This is a genomic window from Oceanobacillus rekensis (genome assembly GCF_002153375.1).
GTDB lineage: Bacteria > Bacillota > Bacilli > Bacillales > Amphibacillaceae > Oceanobacillus > Oceanobacillus rekensis.
Genome location: NZ_MTBQ01000002.1, coordinates 580,023 through 599,271 on the forward strand (window position 1 = coordinate 580,023; position 19,249 = coordinate 599,271).

At 38.1% G+C, this 19,249-nt stretch carries 21 protein-coding genes and 2 riboswitches; of the genes, 16 read left to right on the forward strand and 5 right to left on the reverse strand.

The window, feature by feature from the left end; all coding sequences use genetic code 11:
- Positions 1-105 precede the first annotated feature (105 nt).
- The 4 genes from BV906_RS06695 to BV906_RS06710 all read left to right on the forward strand — a co-directional run bounded on the left by BV906_RS06695 (position 106) and on the right by BV906_RS06710 (position 3,416).
- A complete protein-coding gene (locus BV906_RS06695) occupies positions 106-1,401 on the forward strand; it encodes a hemolysin family protein (RefSeq protein WP_087972653.1) in 1,296 nt (431 codons plus the stop codon).
- Between the two features lie 65 nt (positions 1,402-1,466).
- Positions 1,467-1,565, forward strand: a riboswitch (guanidine-I (ykkC/yxkD leader).
- A gap of 69 nt (positions 1,566-1,634) precedes the next feature.
- On the forward strand, positions 1,635-1,976 hold the full coding sequence (locus BV906_RS06700) for a DMT family transporter (protein WP_087972654.1): 342 nt from the start codon (positions 1,635-1,637) through the stop codon (positions 1,974-1,976).
- Positions 1,976-2,290: a DMT family transporter gene (locus tag BV906_RS06705; RefSeq protein WP_087972655.1), complete on the forward strand. Its 315-nt coding sequence runs from the start codon at positions 1,976-1,978 to the stop codon at positions 2,288-2,290. The genes BV906_RS06700 and BV906_RS06705 overlap by 1 nt, the downstream gene beginning before the upstream one ends.
- Before the next feature lie 322 nt (positions 2,291-2,612).
- Positions 2,613-3,416, forward strand: a complete 804-nt coding sequence (locus BV906_RS06710) for a VLRF1 family aeRF1-type release factor (protein ID WP_087972656.1) — start codon at positions 2,613-2,615, stop codon at positions 3,414-3,416.
- Positions 3,417-3,463: 47 nt separating this feature from the next.
- Here the strand turns inward: BV906_RS06710 and BV906_RS06715 are convergent, their stop codons facing one another.
- From BV906_RS06715 to BV906_RS06735, 5 genes are all read right to left on the reverse strand, one after another.
- Positions 3,464-3,889: an SH3 domain-containing protein gene (locus BV906_RS06715; RefSeq protein ID WP_087972657.1), complete on the reverse strand. Its 426-nt coding sequence runs from the start codon at positions 3,887-3,889 to the stop codon at positions 3,464-3,466.
- 118 nt (positions 3,890-4,007) lie between these two features.
- Positions 4,008-4,421 carry a Fur family transcriptional regulator gene (locus tag BV906_RS06720; protein WP_087972658.1) on the reverse strand — a complete coding sequence of 138 codons (414 nt, stop codon included), beginning with the start codon at positions 4,419-4,421 and terminating at the stop codon, positions 4,008-4,010.
- Positions 4,418-5,269 (reverse strand): metal ABC transporter permease, encoded by an 852-nt coding sequence (locus BV906_RS06725; RefSeq protein ID WP_087972659.1) that lies wholly within the window; start codon positions 5,267-5,269, stop codon positions 4,418-4,420. Before BV906_RS06725 ends, BV906_RS06720 begins: the two co-directional genes overlap by 4 nt.
- A gap of 17 nt (positions 5,270-5,286) precedes the next feature.
- Positions 5,287-6,042 (reverse strand): metal ABC transporter ATP-binding protein, encoded by a 756-nt coding sequence (locus BV906_RS06730; RefSeq protein WP_087972660.1) that lies wholly within the window; start codon positions 6,040-6,042, stop codon positions 5,287-5,289.
- Positions 6,043-6,061: 19 nt separating this feature from the next.
- Positions 6,062-7,030, reverse strand: a complete 969-nt coding sequence (locus tag BV906_RS06735; protein WP_087972661.1) for a metal ABC transporter solute-binding protein, Zn/Mn family — start codon at positions 7,028-7,030, stop codon at positions 6,062-6,064.
- 322 nt (positions 7,031-7,352) lie between these two features.
- On the opposite strand from BV906_RS06735, the gene BV906_RS06740 reads away from it, so the two are divergent.
- The 12 genes from BV906_RS06740 to sufC all read left to right on the forward strand — a co-directional run bounded on the left by BV906_RS06740 (position 7,353) and on the right by sufC (position 19,234).
- Complete coding sequence (locus BV906_RS06740) at positions 7,353-9,740, forward strand: 3-hydroxyacyl-CoA dehydrogenase/enoyl-CoA hydratase family protein (RefSeq protein WP_087972662.1); 2,388 nt, start codon at positions 7,353-7,355, stop codon at positions 9,738-9,740.
- Between the two features lie 20 nt (positions 9,741-9,760).
- Positions 9,761-10,936, forward strand: coding sequence for an acetyl-CoA C-acetyltransferase (locus BV906_RS06745; RefSeq protein ID WP_087972663.1), 1,176 nt, complete (start codon positions 9,761-9,763; stop codon positions 10,934-10,936).
- An 87-nt stretch (positions 10,937-11,023) separates the two neighbouring features.
- Positions 11,024-12,808: an acyl-CoA dehydrogenase family protein gene (locus tag BV906_RS06750; RefSeq protein ID WP_087972664.1), complete on the forward strand. Its 1,785-nt coding sequence runs from the start codon at positions 11,024-11,026 to the stop codon at positions 12,806-12,808.
- A gap of 393 nt (positions 12,809-13,201) precedes the next feature.
- A complete protein-coding gene (locus tag BV906_RS06755; protein ID WP_087972665.1) occupies positions 13,202-13,558 on the forward strand; it encodes an arsenate reductase family protein in 357 nt (118 codons plus the stop codon).
- Positions 13,559-13,631: 73 nt separating this feature from the next.
- Positions 13,632-14,012, forward strand: a complete 381-nt coding sequence (gene gcvH / locus BV906_RS06760) for a glycine cleavage system protein GcvH (protein ID WP_087972666.1) — start codon at positions 13,632-13,634, stop codon at positions 14,010-14,012.
- Positions 14,013-14,120: 108 nt separating this feature from the next.
- Entirely contained in the window at positions 14,121-14,477 is a 357-nt protein-coding gene (locus tag BV906_RS06765; RefSeq protein WP_087972667.1) for a toprim domain-containing protein, read from the forward strand.
- A gap of 23 nt (positions 14,478-14,500) precedes the next feature.
- Positions 14,501-14,815, forward strand: a complete 315-nt coding sequence (locus BV906_RS06770; protein ID WP_245843952.1) for a thioredoxin family protein — start codon at positions 14,501-14,503, stop codon at positions 14,813-14,815.
- A gap of 131 nt (positions 14,816-14,946) precedes the next feature.
- Positions 14,947-15,054: riboswitch (SAM riboswitch) on the forward strand.
- Between the two features lie 96 nt (positions 15,055-15,150).
- Positions 15,151-16,185, forward strand: a complete 1,035-nt coding sequence (locus BV906_RS06775; protein WP_087972668.1) for a methionine ABC transporter ATP-binding protein — start codon at positions 15,151-15,153, stop codon at positions 16,183-16,185.
- Entirely contained in the window at positions 16,175-16,843 is a 669-nt protein-coding gene (locus tag BV906_RS06780; RefSeq protein ID WP_087972669.1) for a methionine ABC transporter permease, read from the forward strand. The genes BV906_RS06775 and BV906_RS06780 overlap by 11 nt, the downstream gene beginning before the upstream one ends.
- Before the next feature lie 63 nt (positions 16,844-16,906).
- Positions 16,907-17,764 carry a MetQ/NlpA family ABC transporter substrate-binding protein gene (locus BV906_RS06785; RefSeq protein ID WP_087972670.1) on the forward strand — a complete coding sequence of 286 codons (858 nt, stop codon included), beginning with the start codon at positions 16,907-16,909 and terminating at the stop codon, positions 17,762-17,764.
- A gap of 265 nt (positions 17,765-18,029) precedes the next feature.
- A complete protein-coding gene (locus BV906_RS19410) occupies positions 18,030-18,182 on the forward strand; it encodes a YuzK family famiily protein (RefSeq protein WP_245843994.1) in 153 nt (50 codons plus the stop codon).
- 266 nt (positions 18,183-18,448) lie between these two features.
- A complete protein-coding gene (gene sufC / locus BV906_RS06790; protein ID WP_087972671.1) occupies positions 18,449-19,234 on the forward strand; it encodes a Fe-S cluster assembly ATPase SufC in 786 nt (261 codons plus the stop codon).
- Positions 19,235-19,249: the final 15 nt, after the last annotated feature.

Sequence of the window (19,249 nt, forward strand, 5' to 3'; positions counted from 1 at the left end):
ATCTCATATGTTGAATTGCCAACGTGCGGAGCATCATATGAATATACTTAATCTTTAGAAAATCAGGAGGTGAAATCCTTGTGTCGTTTGGCACAAGGATCTTAATTGGACATAGCTACCATAGTGAATTTACTTGCAGTTGCTGTACTAATCGCGTTTACCGCTTTTTTTGTAATGGCGGAGTTTGCGATTGTAAAGGTTAGAAGTACGCAACTTGAACCACATATTGAAAATGGAAAGAAATCAGCGGTATATGCTAAAAAAGTTGTGACACATCTCGACGAATACTTATCTGCGTGCCAACTGGGGATTACGATTACTGCCCTTGGGATTGGGCGTTTAGCAGAGCCTACATTTGAGAGATTGCTACACCCCCTTCTTGGGTCATTTAATATGAGTGGGGCACTTGTTACAACTCTTTCAATCGCCATTTCATTCGCGTTTGCAACATTCCTGCACGTTGTTGTAGGTGAACTTGCACCGAAAACTTTGGCTATTCAGAAAGCAGAACGGGTAACCCTGTTTGTGGCACGTCCACTTATTTTGTTTTACCGACTGCTCTTTCCTTTCATTTGGTTCTTAAACGGCTCTGCCCGACTTTTATCCCGTTCTGTAGGATTGCAGCCTATGACTGGACACGAGGAATCTCATAGTGAAGAAGAATTGCGTTTAATTCTTGCAGATAGTTATAAAAGTGGGGAAATCAATCAATCAGAAATGATGTATGTAAATAATATTTTTGATTTTGATGAGCGTGTGGCAAGGGAAATAATGGTTCCTCGTACAGAAATGGTTTATTTCTCAAAAGAGGACAGCTTTGAAGCAAATCTGGAAATTATTCGTGAAGGACAGTTTACTAGATATCCTGTTGCCGATGAGGATAAAGATAATATCATTGGGTTAGTTAATTTAAAAGAATTTTTCACTGGACAGTTAGATGATGATAAACCTAATTCGATTGAGCAATTTGTTCGTCCGATTATTCATGTGTCGGAAGCAACCCCAATCAAGCAGCTGCTTTTAAAAATGCAAAAAGAACGGATTCATATGGCAATAGTCAATGATGAGTATGGTGGAACGGCTGGCCTTGTAACAGTAGAAGATATATTAGAAGAGATTGTTGGGGATATTCGCGACGAGTTTGATGAGGATGAGCTTCCAGATATCGAAGAGGTTGATGAGAACACACTGCTAGTATCAGGTAGATTAAACTTAGATGAAGTAAATCAACGATTGGGGATATTCCTGGCGGATGATGAAGTAGATACGATCGGTGGCTGGTTCTTTACAAATAACCTGGATGCTGAAGTGGGCGCATCAATGGAGTACGAAGGCCATGAGTTTATTCTGAATGAAAAAGACGGATATCAAATTAAACGAATTAAAGTTGTGAAAATATAATTTATAAACCATACAAACCTTGAGTAATGTTTAAATATGTGTATTATTAAAGGTAATTGTATAAGATAAATGTTTTCTAGGGTTCCGTAACAATTATGTTAGTCTGGTCCAAGAGAAAACTCATAGCTTCGGCTGTGTCACGGAGGGATAAAAGCCTGGGAGAAACTGTTTAACAGTTATCTCCCAGGCTTTTTTCTTTTTGTGGTTAAGAATAAATTTGGAGGCGTTATTGTATGAACACTGAATGGGTTAAAGTTGTTATCGCTGCTTTCTTTGAAGTGTTTTGGGTTATTGGATTAAAGCATGCAGATGGTTTTTGGACATGGGCTGGAACAGTTATAGCGATTATAATTAGTTTTTATTTAATGATTATGGCTGGTAGAAAACTACCAGTTGGAACTGTCTACGCAGTATTTGTCGGACTAGGTACTACTGGAACAGTATTTTCGGATATCGTATTTTTTGGAGAACCCTTTCAAGCACCAAAAGCTATTCTAATCTTTATTTTATTAGCGGGGGTAATTGGTTTGAAATTAGTTACTAATGATATCGTTAAAGAAGGGGCTGATACTTAATGGCGTGGTTTTCTTTGGTTGTGGCAGGTTTTTTTGAAATGTTTGGAGTTATAATGATAAATAAATTGCATAAAGATCGAAATTGGCAATCGGTGCTATTACTAACTCTTGGATTTGGAGCAAGTTTTATTTTTCTTGCATATGCAATGAAAACATTACCAATGGGGACTGCATATGCAATCTGGACAGGAATCGGTGCATCTGGTGGAGCGATATTAGGAATGATTTTATACGGTGAATCAAAAAACTGGAAACGAATCGTTTTTATAGCAACGATATTAGGAGCCACAGTCGGTTTGAAGCTGGTTGAATAATGTTTGCGACTTCGATTACTCGTCACACCCAAAAGGAGGCCGTGCCCTAAGGTGCGCATCCGCCCGTAGCGATCCCGGACGGTGGGAAAAGCACATACTTATAGGAATTCAGCAGTTACTTCGCAGTTTATAGATTTTGTGGCAAAAACAACAAATTCTCTCGGTGGGATTGAACATATGGTGTGGTGTAGTCCAATTTTTTTATGGGATGAGTAATTATAGTCCTCATCTTTAGAAAACAGCCTTGAATAACAAATAATGTTTAAGACCCTCCAATTTCGGAAATAAGACTAGTACCATTTCTTTTAGGAGGGTACCCTTAGTGGATGTAACGAAGAAACTAAAAGAGTTAGAGAACGTGAGAATGGAAGGAAACAATAAAGTATTTACCATGTACTTAAATACAGATCCAACTGACCCTGATCAGCAAGGGGGAGAATGGAAGATTCACATTAAAAATGCGATGCGGAATTTTGAAACTTATTTAGAAGAAGCAAATAACAAGGAGGAGCTTAACAATTTCCAACTTGTTAAAAAGAACGTAGTGAAATATATAAAAGAAAATGAACTACATCAGTTAAAGGGTATAATTATCTTTGCAACTGCTGATGAAGTCGTTTGGTATGCAGATATCGTACAAATGAGGCTGGACAATGAATTTTATTGGCAGGAGTCACCGGAATTAAGTCAATTTAGAAAACTAATCACTTCGTTTCCTAAAACAGGGATTATTTTGGTTCAGCAAAATCAGATTAAAGTTATCGAATCATACTTGAATCAGCTGGAAAATACGTTTACCTATGAACTTGACGTTGAGGAAGAAACATGGCGGGTCATGCAGGGACCACGTAAAGGTAACTCGACAACAGGTCTTGGATCTAGTAATCTACAAAAAGATAATTTTGATGCGCGCTATGAGGCTAACCAACAACGCTGGTACAAAAGTATTGCCCCGAAGTTGGATAAGCAGGCAAAGGATAAAAAATGGGAAAAAATATTCGTCGTAGGTCAAGCATTTGCATCTAATGAGCTTGTAAATCAAATGAATAAACCTGTTGATGACGTCATTCTGAAAAATATGCTTGACCATGAAGAAACAAAAGTCATGCAAGAAGTATTAGGCTAATTAAAACAAAAGACAGTTCCCAAGCAATTCGGGTTACTGTCTTTTGTTTATTCTTCTTCACTAAGGTATTTTTCGTTTACATATCCTGTGAAATCATCTGTTGTTATTTTTACCCATTCACTGCCGTCGTCTTCAACTTCTACCTCTTGGTCAATTGTAATTATGCCGGAAATTTCGAAATCTGGTCCCGGACCGCTGCGGACATTAAGAAGATCAGCCGTTACAAGTCGATTGGAATAAGTAATTTCCGGTTCCTCCGATTCTTCTATTTGTTCATCATCTGCGGCAACATTGTCGTCTGTACCTTCTATATTAATCTTTAATTCAGTTGATTCATCGTCAATAGTAGAAGTATCATTTGCCGTGAAATCCTGATTCATAAAATTTTGCTGCATAATTGCTACAAATGCGATAAACGCAGCGGTCAATAACAGTAGTATTGTAAAAATAATGCCCTTTTTCTTATTATTCATTTCTCACTTCTCCTAAAACATAGATGTCTAAAAGTAGTATACATGAAATCATGGCATAATTCACGGGTAAATCCTTTACAGGAAAACTGGTGGAAGTTTGGATTTTACCGACAATTTCTTAAGCATGCTTACACATCGGGCATAATCCATAAATTTCAAATTTGTGGTCCTCGATAGAGTAATTGGCAAGGGCCTGCTGTACTTCATCCATTGGACAAACTTCTATCTCTTTTGTTTTACCACAATCATTACAGATAAAATGATGATGGTGATGATGAGTACAATTCATACGAAAGTGTTTCTCACCATTTAGTTCTGTTGATTCTAAAATTCCAACGTCGTTATATAAGTGAAGGTTTCGATAAATTGTGTCGAAGCTGATTCCATCATAAGTCTCTTCCAAATAGCTGATTAAATCTTTAGCTGTACGATATCCATCAGCCTCATCAAAGTAGGCGAGTATATCTTTTCGACGTCCAGTTGTTTTGTAGCCTTTATCTTTTAATAGGTTGATTGCTTCATTTATCTTCAAACTGAATCCCTCACTTTTCTTGGTTTCGACTGAATTCGTTTCAATCCGATGGCAATTAACAATATAATAATGGATATCATTACAATGGTTCCACCTGGAGGTATACTTAGGTAATACCCGGATATGAGACCTAAAATTACCGACAATTCACCAAATAATATAGATAACAGCATCATTTGCTTAAACCCTTTAGCAAGTCGCATGCTTGCTGCGACTGGTAAGGTCATCAGCGCCGATACAAGCAGTACACCGACAATCCGGATAGAGGCAGCAATAACTAGGGCTGTTAATACAATAAAAAGTAAATGAATCTGTTTTGAATGCAATCCTGAAATTGTTGCATGTTCCTCATCGAATGATAGGGTGAAAAGTTCTTTATACAAGAATACAACAACAAGTACGACAAAAACAGAAATGCCAAGTATCATCAAAAAGTCATTTTGGCTGACTGCTGATACTGAACCGAACAGATAATTAAATAAATCAGTATTAAAACCATCAGCAATTGAAATGAAAATTACACTTAATCCAACACCTGCAGATAAAATAATTGGAATCGCAAGCTCCTGAAAGGCTTTATAAACGCTTCTCAGTTTCTCAATAAGTACAGACCCAATAACAGAAAAGACCATCCCGCTGTATAATGGGGGAAGCATCAGTCCGAACTTTTTTTCTGCCATCAGTCCAAATGCAATCCCTGCCAATGTTACATGTGAAAGTGCATCAGCGATAAGGGAAAGCCTTCTGACAACAATGAATGTACCTAGTAGGGGGGCAATCACGCCAATCAGCAATCCAGTTAAAAAAGTATATCGTAAAAAATCATATTGAAAAAAGTCCGCTAGCATAATAGTTCCTCCAGGCATTAGTGATTATGGCTGACAAGATTAACGGGATGCCCGTAAAATTGTGAGAAGTCTTTCTCTGTAAGGGAAGTATATTCTTCCGGGTTCCCATGAAAATGTAGCTCTTTATTAAGGCATACGATGTCTGTTGCGTACTCCGTCATTGTTCCAGTGTCATGGGTGACAAGCAACAACGTTTTATTTTGTTCTTTGTTTAACCGATGTAAAAGCTCGTAAAATCGTTTAACATTTTCGTAATCGATTCCCACTGTTGGTTCATCCAATATAATCAGTTCCGGATCACTTACTAATGCACGTGCAATAAAGATTCGTTGCTGTTGCCCACCGGAAAGGTTACCGATATTTTCGTATGCAAATGCAAGCATTCCCACCTGGTCAATGGCCTCTAATATTTTTGCCTTATATGTTTTATTTAAGAATTTAAAATAACCAATTTTAGCTGTCAATCCTGAAGATACAACCTCAAATACAGTCGCAGGAAATCCTTTATTAAATGAATTGGCTTTTTGTGATACAAAGCCAATCTTATTGCGGTCTTTTCGCGGATTAATAGAATCATTAAAAATAGCAATGGAACCCTCATCCGGTTTGATTAATCCAAGAATAAGCTTTATCAATGTTGTTTTACCGCCACCATTTGGGCCAACTAACCCCATGAAAGATCCTTGAGGCACTTCAAAATTAACATGGTCGAGCACCTTTTTACTTTCATAGCTGTAACTTATATTCTTCATGGATACGACAGGTTCCGTCATGATAACACCTCTTCTTTACTTAGTTTGTAGCCTTGTCAAGAACTTCTAAGTTATGTTCCATTAAGGAGAAATAATCTTCATTATTTGTTATGTCATCTTCCGTTAATACAGCTAAATTATGAATAATTAGTGATTCAGCACCGATTTCTTCCTGAATAATTTCGGAAACACGATTCGAACTATTTTGTTCGAAAATAATATAGTTTAAATCGTATTCCCTTGCTTGATCAATAATTTTTGTTAAATCCTTCTGGGATGGTTCGCTGCTGGATGACAATCCATTAATGGCTATTTGCTCTAACCCATATTTTTCTTCCCAATAACCATAGGCAGCATGGGAGACTAGGATATTTTTATCATTCTTATTGCTTAGTACTTCCGTAAAACGTTTATCCAACTCCTGAAGATCTCCTTCTAATACAGTAAAGTTTTCATTATAAAGCGCTTCTTCATTTGGATTTAATGTTATCAGTTCGGTTTTAATAATTTCTGCCATTTCGATCATTCGTACCGGATCAATCCAAATATGTGGATCATGATCACCATGATTATGGCCGTCATGTGAATCAGTTTCTTCATGTCCATTTCCTGCATCAGAATCATGCTCATGTTGATCCTCTGAATGGAAAAGTTCATCATGCACACCAATTTCTATAAGACTAACATCTTGGGAGATTAATGCATCTGCAGCACTTTCTGCGAATCCTTCCATGCCAGCACCCATATAAATGAAAGCAGAACTATCAGCAATGGAGGTCATGTCCTTCGTTGTAGGCTCATACGTATGTGCATCAACACCTGGAGGAAAAACAGTCTTTGCTGATACTGTATCCCCACCGATTCTTTCCACAGCATACTGGATAGGGTAAATAGATGTATAAATAGTTAGTTTGTCATCATTTGTTGTAGAATCCTCCTCAGTAGAAGAACAACCTGCAACGATTAGTATGAAAAATAATAGCAAGGGTATTGTTTTTAAAAAACTCATTAATTAATCCTCCGTCATCATAAGAATTGCACTTTAGTATCATAACGTAATGATTACGATTTGTAAATAGTAACGGTTACGATTAGAGGGATTGTAAATCAGGATTAATAGGGGAATGACAAAAATAAAACAAGGAAATGATTGCTTTCATTGTACTTTTGCGGCAACTCATATGTTTCCTAATTGCTTAAAATAATTAATAAAATTATTGCGAAATATCTGAAATTAGATTATAGTATGAGATAGATGGATAGGAAACTGTCCTTTTATTTTGTTTAAAAATGAATGAGTATTCATTCAACTATAGATTGGGGGATAAATGATGATGCAGGCAATAAAAAGTGCAGCAGTACTAGGAACAGGTGTCATGGGATCCGGAATAGCTGCACACCTAGCGAATCTTGGAATACCAGTTATCATGCTCGATATCGTACCAAGGGAATTGACAAAAGAGGAAGAAAAAAAAGGGCTATCATTAGAGCATCCTGAAGTGAGAAACCGTATTGCTTCATTAAGTAAAAAAGCATTACTAAAACAAAAGCCATCACCAATTACAACTAAGAAGAGTCTTGAACTAATTTCGGTGGGCAATATGGAAGATGATATGGAGAAGGTAGCAGATGTTGACTGGATTATCGAGGTGGTTGTAGAGAATTTGGAAGTGAAAAAGAAAGTATTGGCAACTATAGATGATAATCGTACAGAAGGAACAATCGTCAGTTCCAATACATCAGGAATTTCAGTGGAAGCAATGATAGAAGATTGTTCAGAAGATATGAAAAAGAATTTTCTTGGAACGCATTTTTTCAATCCCCCACGTTATTTGAAACTGCTAGAAGTTGTACCGACAACGTATACGGAACCAGAAGTGCTATCCTTTATGAAACAATTTGGTGAAGATATACTTGGAAAAGGTGTTGTCGAAGCAAAGGATACTCCGAATTTTATTGCGAATCGAATTGGAACATATGGCTTGCTTGTAACGGTAAGAGAAATGCAAAAAGGTGGATTCAGTGTTGGTGAAGTTGATTCGGTAACAGGACCACTAATTGGCAGACCGAAAAGTGCTACATTCCGCACACTCGATGTTGTAGGACTGGACACATTCAGTCATGTAGCTAAAAATGTATATGATCAGGTGAATGGAGCTGAAAAGGAAGTATTTGATATACCAGATTTTATGCAGGAAATGCTAGAAAAGGGCTTGTTAGGTGCAAAAGGTGGCCAAGGATTTTTTGTGAAAAAAGACCGTACTATATATGAATTAAATCCGACAACACTTGAATACGAAGCAAGGAAAAAGTTAAAAACACAAGCAACGGAAATGGCAAAACAGGAAAAAGGAATACGTCGAAAATTGAAAGCGCTTATATCAGCGGAAGGTGACAAAGCAGGAGACTTCATTTGGTCTGTTCTAAAGCCAATGTTAATTTATTCTGCTGAATTACTCGGCGAAATTGCTGATAATATTATCTCCATCGATCAGGCAATGAAATGGGGATTTGGCTGGGAAGTTGGACCATTTGAAACGTGGGATGCAATTGGGCTAAAGAACTCTGTGGAGCGGATGCAGGGGGAAGGAGAAACAGTACCTGCTTGGGTGTTGGGAATGCTTGATCAGGGCAATGAATCGTTCTACAAAAGAGAGAACGGTACCATTTATTTCTATAATCAAGGCAAGTACCAAGTGCAGGAGGTCAATCAAAAAGAAATTAATATTAAGAATTTAAAAGAAGTCAATGGAGTTATTAAGAAGAATACGGGTGCCAGTTTAATCGATATGGGTGACGGTGTTGCATTGCTCGAATTTCATTCCAGAAGTAATGCAATTGGCCCAGATATTATCCAAATGGTAAATGACGCCATAGAAGAGGTGGATAGAAACTACGAAGGTCTCGTGATAGGGAATCAGGGAAAAAACTTCTGTGTTGGCGCAAACCTTGCAATGATGCTGATGGAAGCTCAGGACGATAACTTCTTTGAACTGGAATTGGTTATTCGGAGGTTCCAGAATATGGCGATGGCTATTAAGTATTCCGAGAAACCAGTTGTTACTGCTGCATTTAATATGGCGCTTGGTGGCGGTGCAGAGGTATCTTTGCCTGCTGCAGCAATTCAAGCATCACCTGAAACGTATATTGGCTTGGTTGAGGTTGGTGTTGGGCTGATACCAGGCGGTGGAGGTACAAAGGAGCTTTATCTAAAAAACTTACGGAACCTTCCACATGGTGTTGATTTTGATTTCACGAAAATTGCTAATAAGGTTTTCGAGAAAGTAGCGACAGCAAAAGTATCCATATCTGCTGCTGAGGCAATTGAAAATGGATTCTTGGATAAAAACGATCGGATCAGTGCGAACCCTGACCATCTTTTATTTGATGCAAAAGAGCGCGTGCTTGCTTTAGCTAAAGCAGGATATAAGAAACCCCAAAGGGAGAAGATACCGGTAGTTGGTGATGCGGGTTACACAGCAATGGTGATGGGAGCAAAAACGATGGCATATGGTGGATATGCTTCCGAGCATGATGTAAAGATTGCAGAAAAATTAGCATATGTATTATCTGGAGGACGAATCAAAGAAGGTACATTAATAGATGAGCAAGTCATGCTGGATCTGGAACGAGAAGCATTCTTAAGTCTAATTGCCGAACCACTTACACAGGCAAGAATGCAACATATGCTTGTTAAAGGGAAGCCACTACGCAATTAAGCGGAAAAGGGGGAGATAACGTGAAGGAAGCAGTTATTGTTGCAGGCGCAAGAACACCGGTAGGAAAAGCTGGTAAAGGATCACTTTCAGATACGAGACCAGACGATTTAGCAGCATATACTATTAAAGAAACATTGAAACGAGCGGGAGGCTATGACGGGACAATTGATGACGTCATTATCGGATGTGCTACCCCAGAAGCAGAGCAGGGAATGAATATGGCAAGGAATGTCGCAGCATTGGCAGGTCTTCCGAAAGATGTTCCAGGAATAACGATCAATCGTTATTGTTCTTCTGGTTTACAAAGTATCGCCTATGCTGCAGAACGCATTATGGTTGGTGCAAGCGATACGATGATTGCTGGCGGGGCCGAATCTATGAGTCTATTACCAATGGGAGGTCATGTAATTAAGCCAAATCCAAAATTGGTTAGTGACGCACCTGGCTATTATATGGGTATGGGCTATACAGCAGAAGAAGTTGCAAATCGTTTCGGAATTTCCCGAACAGATCAAGATGCTTTCGCTGTAGAAAGTCATAAACGTGCAGCAAAAGCAATAGGGAGTGGGAAATTTAAGGATGAAATAGTTCCTGTTGAAGTCACACAACGATTCGTTGGTGAGAATCATAAAATCGAAGAAAAACGTTTTATGTTTGAAATGGATGAGGGCGTTCGACCTGGCACCACATCCGAAATACTTGCCAAATTACGACCAGCATTTCATATAAATGGCTCCGTAACAGCCGGAAATGCATCGCAAATGAGTGATGGAGCAGCATCCGTACTTCTAATGGATCGGGAAAAGGCTGAAGCAGAAGGCCTAATACCAGTTTTGAAATTCCGTTCCTTTGCTGTAGCTGGAGTTGAACCAGAGATTATGGGTGTAGGTCCAGTAAAGGCAATTCCAAAAGCATTAAAGCTTGCTGGGCTGGAACTTTCGGATATTGGCTTGTTTGAATTGAATGAGGCGTTTTCTTCTCAATCGTTACGTGTTATTCAGGCACTCGATTTGGATGTGGATAAAGTTAATGTGAACGGGGGAGCAATTGCACTTGGACACCCACTAGGATGTACGGGAACGAAACTGACATTAACATTGATGCATGAAATGAAGCGACGGAATGATCAGTTCGGTATTGTCACGATGTGTATTGGCGGCGGTATGGGAGCGGCTGGAGTTTTTGAACTGTTGTAAGCAAATAATGGAAGGATAAATGCTGAAGTCCATATGTCAGGCTAAGTCGCAAACACGGAAATTTCTATAATGGAAAGGGAGATTATCATGGGCGAAACGAAAGAAAGGCTGTTTAAAGGTGGCGCTTTTTTAGTAGAGGATTTAACTGGTGATGATATTATTACGCCAGAGGATTTTACCGAAGAGCATAAAATGATTTCCAAGACAACGGAGGATTTTGTTATTGGAGAGGTTTTGCCAAAGATCCAAAAATTAGAAAATCACGAATTTGATAACTCTGTAGAACTGTTGAAAAAAGCAGGGGAGCTTGGTTTGTTAAGTGCAGATATACCCGAAGAATATGGAGGGCTAGCCCTCGATAAAATTAGTTCATCCTTAATAACTGAGAAATTTTCAAGAGCTGGTGGCTTTTCAATCAGTCATGGTGCACATGTTGGAATCGGTTCATTGCCAATCGTGTTTTTCGGTAATGATAAGCAAAAGGAAAAATATTTACCGAAATTGGCAACAGGGGAATGGTTGGCGGCATATGCTCTGACCGAACCGAGTTCGGGATCAGATGCATTGGGTGCTAAAACGACGGCAAAGCTGAATGATGCTGGAACACATTATATTTTAAATGGTGAAAAACAGTGGATTACGAATTCTGCATTTGCAGATGTGTTCGTTGTCTATGCAAAAATCGATGGGGAACATTTCTCTACATTTATTGTTGAACGCGATTTTTCTGGTGTTTCGACAGGTGCTGAAGAAAAGAAAATGGGAATCAAAAGTTCATCTACCCGTACGCTCATTTTGCAAGATGCGGAAGTACCTGTTGAGAATCTTTTAGGTGAAAAAGGGCGAGGTCATGTAATTGCATTTAATATTCTTAACGTTGGTCGTTACAAGCTTGCTGTAGGAGGTGTAGGTGGATCCAAACGGGCGCTTGAACTTGCTGTGAAATATGTTAACGAGCGTAAACAGTTCAATACGCCGATTTCTAGTTTCTCGTTAACACAGGAAAAACTTGCTACAATGGCTGCTGGCATCTATGCAAATGAAAGTGCTGTATACCGTACAGTTGGTCTATTCGAACAACGTATGGGTGCATTATCCGATGAGCAATTAAAGGATGGACGTGAAATTGCAAGAGCGATTGCAGAGTATGCAATTGAGTGTTCCATGAATAAATATATGGCAACAGAATTACTTGATTATACGGCAGATGAAGCTGTGCAAATGCATGGTGGATATGGTTTTATGCAGGAGTATGAAGTGGAACGTATTTATCGTGATTCCCGGATCAACCGTATATTTGAAGGAACGAATGAGATCAACCGACTACTCGTACCTGGCACCCTCTTGAAGAAAGCGATGAAGGGTGAACTGCCATTATTACAGAAAGCGCAAGGGCTACAAGAGGAACTGATGATGATGGTGCCAGAAGAAATTGGGACTGAGGCATTGGAACAGGAAAAACATTTACTGCGTAATGCTAAGAAAATGGTTCTCCTTGGAGCGGGACTTGCAGCACAAAAATATGGTAAAAATCTTGAAAAGGAACAGGAAATTTTAGTTAATCTTGCTGACATGACTGCAGAAGTTTATAATATGGAATCTGCTATTCTTCGTACAGAAAAGGCAATCAGTAAAACAGGAGAAGAGAAAAATAGACTTAAATTATTATATACACAAGTATATGTACAGGAAGCTTTCAACCGTATTGAAGCAGATGCAAAAGAAACACTGATTACCGTCGAAGAAGGGGATACATTACGTACGATGCTCGCCTCCCTCCGCAAATTAACTCGTCACACACCAATAAATGTAGTAGCTAAAAAACGAGATATCGCAGCTGTAATCATTAAAGAAGAGAAATACGCCTTATAAATTGCCCAAAAAGTCTCTGCCCTCTTGCAGAGACTTTTTTCTTCTTTATTATTGACACAATGTTTTAAGCTGAGACTTAAGATAAGTAACTTCGGCGACCGCTATGGGAAATAAAATGCGCGCATCCTAAGGCGGCTGGTGAGACCTTTATACTAACGCATTTCAGTGTCTCACCTATGTCACTCTTCCCGCAGGAGTCTCCGTGTATTTCCCCAAGCTGGTTAGAGTTGCTGACACTGTTTATCTTGGTTGTGAGGTTTATAAAGCAACAATTCTTTTCTGTGGGTCGAATAACTTAAGTCCCAAAGATTAAAGTAAAAGCAATTACAATGGATTAATGAACATAGGATTTGGTATACTAAAATAAATTTACTAGTGTTAGGGGGTTATCGAGTGGCATTGACATTTTACTGGTACCCAAACTGTGGTACATGTAAAAAGGCAAAAAAGTGGTTTGAAGATAATCAAATCGATTATACAAGTGTACATATTGTGGAGGAGACTCCATCAAAAGAAGAACTATTGAATCTTATCGAAAAAAGTGATCTACCTGCCAAGAAATTCTTTAATACAAGTGGCAAGAAGTACCGTGAATTAAATATCAAAGATAAAATCAAGGAAGCCAGCACCGAGGAAATGGCAGAAATATTGGCCTCTGATGGAATGCTGATTAAGCGACCGATTGTAACGAATGGTGAAAAGGTTACCGTTGGATTCAAAGAAGAAACGTTCCAAGAAAACTGGAAATAAGCAAAACAGGGACTAGAAAAACAGAGCATTAAATTGTATAGTTAGAATGGAATTAATTAATGGAGGGATAAGAATGAGCTTACCAGAGGAATTATTATATTCAAAAGAACACGAATGGATAAAAAAAGAGAATGGAAATGTACGAATCGGTATTACGGCATTTGCTCAAGATGAACTTGGCGATATTGTCTTTGTTGAATTACCTGAAGTTGGTGATGAGCTAACAGTTGATGAGCCTTTCGGTAGTGTTGAGTCTGTTAAGACAGTATCTGAATTATATGCTCCATTAAGCGGCAAAGTCGTTGAAGTGAACGAAGAATTGGATGACAGTCCGGAGTTTGTGAACGAATCACCTTATGAAAAAGCATGGATGGTTGTTGTGGAACCATCGAATGAATCAGAGCTTGATGAATTACTATCAGCAGATCAATACAAAGCACTTATCGAAGAATAATACCACTTAGGCTGGCTAACACGACTAAATGTGTATAGTCAGCCTTAACTTTATCATATAATGTATGTAAATGAGCATCTTTCTTGCTTGCATAAGGAGTGCTATGTGATGATAACTACTGATTCAGACAAAGTAATTATTGTCGAAGGACTGACAGATAAACGACAGATTGAAAAGATTATCAATGACAATGTTACGATTATTTGTACAAATGGTACGCTAGGTGTAGAGAAGTTTGATGAACTGCTGGAAACATACGAATTAGATGTTAAAGATGTTTTTATAATGGTTGACGAGGATAAACCAGGGATTAAGTTACGGAAACAGCTTGCACGTGAACTTCCGCATGCAGAACATATTTATGTCAGCAGTGAATATCGCGAAGTCGCGGCAACACCGGAGAAGGTACTCGCTAGTGCGTTGCTAAGCAGGCGTTTTTCCATCCATCCCATATTTTTATTTTAGTCCAAAGATATAAGGTGATAATGATGCAAACAATTACAAAAGAAACGCTTGAACAGGAACGAATGCTTTTATATATCTATACTCCATTTTGTGGAACATGCAGTGTCGCACGAGCAATGCTTGAAAAAATTGAAGCAGTACATCAGGAAGACATATTTTATGAAATGAATGCCTCCTTGTATCCTGATTATATGTTAAATAATAAGGTAGAAAGTGTTCCATGCCTGTTAATTAAGGAAGGTAATCAGATTAAGGAAAAAGTATATGCCTTCCAATCAACAGGGAATATCTATCGTTATTTAATGGAGTATAAACCAGAGTTGTTTGTGAAAAACTAACGATAACAGAAAACCTACTAGAAATATGGAGGTCATTTTACTGGCTTTTTGAACAACTACTTTAAATATTGACATGACTATATAACCGTGCTACTATAGTCTCATTGATTCAAGAACTTAATAGTTACTATCTCTTATCGTGAGCGGCGGAGGGACTGGCCCTTTGAAACCGCGGCAACCTTCAAATGTAATTTTGAAAGGTGCCAAATCCTGCAATGTAGTACTGTGACAGATGAGAGAACGTGAGACATATATTATATATAGTACGTCTTTCTGTTCTCGGGCAGAGGGGCGTTTTTTATTGCATGGAATGATTTTAAAGAGGAGGATACGCAATGATTTCGATTGAGGGTTTAAGTAAAATCTTTAGTCTAAACAAAACAAATATAACAGCTGTTGATGATTTGACCCTTAATATTAAAGAAGGCGAAATCTATGGTGTTATCGGCTATAGTGGTGCTGGTAAAAGTACGTTCGTACGATTGCTTAATCGACTTGAAGAACCTACCGCCGGTAAAGTGATAATTGACAACCAAGAGATCACAGCATTAAATACGAAGAAGCTTCGGCTTGCGCGCCAGGAAATCGGTATGATTTTTCAACATTTCAACCTATTATGGTCGAGAACGGTTGAAGATAATATTGCCTTTCCATTAGAAATAGCAGGTGTTTCTAAAGTAAATCGCTCTAGACGTGTACAGGAACTGATAAACCTTGTCGGACTTAATGGACGTGAAAAGGCATACCCATCCCAGTTAAGTGGTGGACAAAAGCAACGTGTAGGAATTGCCCGTGCACTCGCAAATAATCCGAAAGTATTACTTTGTGATGAAGCAACATCTGCATTGGATCCGGAAACAACGAATTCCATTTTGGATCTGTTAGTGGATATTAATGAAAAGCTTGGCTTGACAATCATTCTCATTACCCATGAAATGCATGTTATTCGCAAAATCTGTAATCAGGTTGCTGTCATGGAACAAGGGGAAATTGTTGAACAGGGACAAGTACTTGAAGTCTTCACACATCCTAAAAAATCGGTAACGAAGAAATTTGTGGAACAGATCATGAAATCTGATAATCAAGATGATGATATATCGAATATTATCAAGTCCTATCATAACGAAGGAAAGGTTCTTCGCTTACATTTTCTTGGTGAAACAACGAACCAGGCCCTTATCAGTGAGTTAGCAAAAAAGTTTGATATCGACCTTAATATATTGCATGGGAAAATTACACAAACACAGGCTGGTGGATATGGTACATTGTTTGTTCACGTAAAAGGGGAAATAGCAGAAATTCAAACTGCAGTGGACTTTGTTCAGGGAAAAACCTCTGTAGAAGTGGAGGTTATCGAAAATGCTGACTAATTTATTTCCTAATATTAGTATGGATGATCTTTGGGTGGCTACATATGAAACATTCTATATGACAATCCTTGCTTTAATCGGAACAGCTATTATAGGCTTGATTCTGGGGTTGCTTCTTTTTCTGACTTCAAAAGAAGGAATATGGCAAAATAAGTATATTAATTTAATAGTGGCTGCATTTGTAAATATTTTCCGAGCTATTCCATTCATTATTCTAATTTTATTGTTATTCCCTTTTACCGATTTTTTAGTCGGGACAATACGAGGACCAAATGCAGCATTACCTGCACTGATTATCGGTTCAGCACCGTTTTATGGCAGACTCGTTGAAATAGCTTTAAAGGAAGTGGATAAAGGAGTTGTCGAGGCGGCAAAATCGATGGGTGCTAAGACAAGTACTATTATTACCAAAGTTCTCATACCTGAATCGATGCCTGCACTTGTGTCAGGAATTACAGTTACAGCCATCGCTTTAATCGGTTATACCGCAATGGCTGGTGTCATCGGTGCAGGTGGTCTTGGAAATTATGCATATTACTTTGGTTTCCAACGTCGAGATTTTGATGTTGTATTCCTTTGTACGATTATCATTGTAATTATCGTCTTTATTTTCCAATTTATTGGAGACTTTATTACGAATAAAATGGATAAAAGATAATTTGATTTGTCTATAGGCGAATGCCAATTTCACATAGATAACAACATAAAAGGAGAGATAAGGATGAAAAAGATTTTAGCGTTATTATCACTAGCATTTGTATTACTTCTTGCTGCATGTGGTGGAAATAATTCTGACACAGGAAGTGAAAACGAAACAACGGAGGGTGGCACAGAAGAAGCGACTGTTATTACTGTTGGCGCTTCAAGTGTCCCACACGCAGAAATTTTAGAAGAAGCAAAACCTTTACTTGAGGAGCAAGGAATCACATTAAATATTGAAGAATATCAGGATTACGTATTTCCGAATGATGATCTAGCAAGTGGTGACCTGGATGCAAACTTTTTCCAACATGGTCCTTACTTAAACCAAACGGTTGCAGATACGGGTTATGAAATCGAATCTATTGGTGGCATTCACATAGAACCAATGGGTGTTTACTCCAAAGGGATAACAAGCATTGATGAGATTGCAGATGGAACAGAGGTTATCATGAGTAATTCCGTTGCAGACCACGGAAGAATTTTAGCGTTATTTGAAGCGGAAGGATTACTCACATTGGATGAAGGTATTGAGAAATCAGCAGCAACCATCGAAGATATAACAGAAAATCCTAAAAATCTAACATTCTCCCCTGATTATGAAGCTGCATTCCTGCCTGAATATTATAATTCAGAGGAAGAAGCACTTGTTGTTATCAATACAAACTATGCTATTGAAGCGGGGATAAGCCCACTTGAGGATGCATTGTTTATTGAAGGGGATGAATCTGAGTATGCAAATATTATTGCTGTTCAATCCGAAGATAAAGAAAATGAAGCACTGAATACTTTGGTTGATGTACTTCACTCAGAAGAAATTCAGAACTTTATTATTGAGAAATACGAAGGTGCAGTTGTTCCTGTTGGTGGCGAAAATTAACTAATTTAATTTGAGGACAAGGGGTTCGGAATAGCTGCTCAGGCTGAATGCTGAGTATTTCAGAGGATACGCTAGCTATTTATTAGAATATTATGGTGACATATCATTTCAGTGGTGTGGTGCGACCATATATAGTTTTTTCGTTCGAAAAAGGTTTATATCCATTTTGTTAAGGGAATCGTCCTTGTGTTACTATAAATATACAAAATCTTGAAAGGGATGGTTCACTATTAATAGTGGAATAGACATGAGGTACACTTCTGAAATGGAAAAAGGAATGACTCAAGCCCGACATGTCAATTATGAAGAGTATGGAAGAAGATTGGAAACGCGTATGAAGATTGAAAAACAACGTGATGAAGAATATAAAGAGGCAAAAATGTTAACCTCTGAATTTGATAGTCAACTACCTAAATAAAATGAAATACTGATGCTCAGAATTTGAGTATCAGTGTTTTTTTGTATATAGAAAACAAATAAGAAAGAATAGTGGGAAACAAACCAATTAGGGTTTTCTATTTTCATTTAGGGAAAATTTAAAAAATAGACTTAACCCTTTATTACTGCTAATCTAAAAGAGTTGATTATTGATTTGAAATGCTTTAAGATTGTAATGAGAATAAGTTGAGAATGGATGTAAATTCATTCGATATCTAGAAAATATAGTATTTGGAGGTATGTTTTATGTCAGGATCAGTTTTAGAAATTAAGAATCTTCATGTTTCCATTGAAGACAAAGAGATATTAAAAGGTGCAAACCTTACGATAAAGGGTGGAGAATTCCACGCAATTATGGGACCTAACGGAACTGGTAAATCCACACTTGCTTCTGCAATCATGGGACATCCGAAATATGAAGTAACAGAAGGAAGTATTCTTCTTGACGGTGAAGATGTATTGGAAATGGAAGTTGATGAGCGTGCACGTGCAGGTCTATTCCTTGCAATGCAATATCCAAGTGAAATCAGTGGTGTAACAACTTCAGATTTCCTCCGTTCTGCAATCAATGCACGACGTGACGAAGGTGATGAAGTTTCACTGATGAAATTTATTAAACAATTGGATAAAGACCTTGATTTCCTTGAAATTGATCAAAACATGGCTACTCGTTACTTAAACGAAGGATTCTCAGGTGGAGAGAAAAAACGTAATGAGATTCTTCAGTTAATGCAGTTAAAACCTGCAATTGCAATTCTGGATGAAATTGACTCTGGATTGGATATCGATGCATTGAAAGTTGTTTCTGATGGGATTAATAAAATGCGCAACGATAAGTTTGGTTGCTTAATTATTACCCACTACCAACGTTTATTAAACTACATTACACCGGATTTCGTTCATGTAATGATGCAAGGTCGTGTTGTTAAGTCTGGTGGACCTGAACTTGCTAAGCGTCTGGAAGAAGAAGGATATGAGTGGATTAAAGAAGAATTAGGTATTGAAGACGAAACAGTTGAACAAAACGCTTAAACGTTAGGAGGGGTA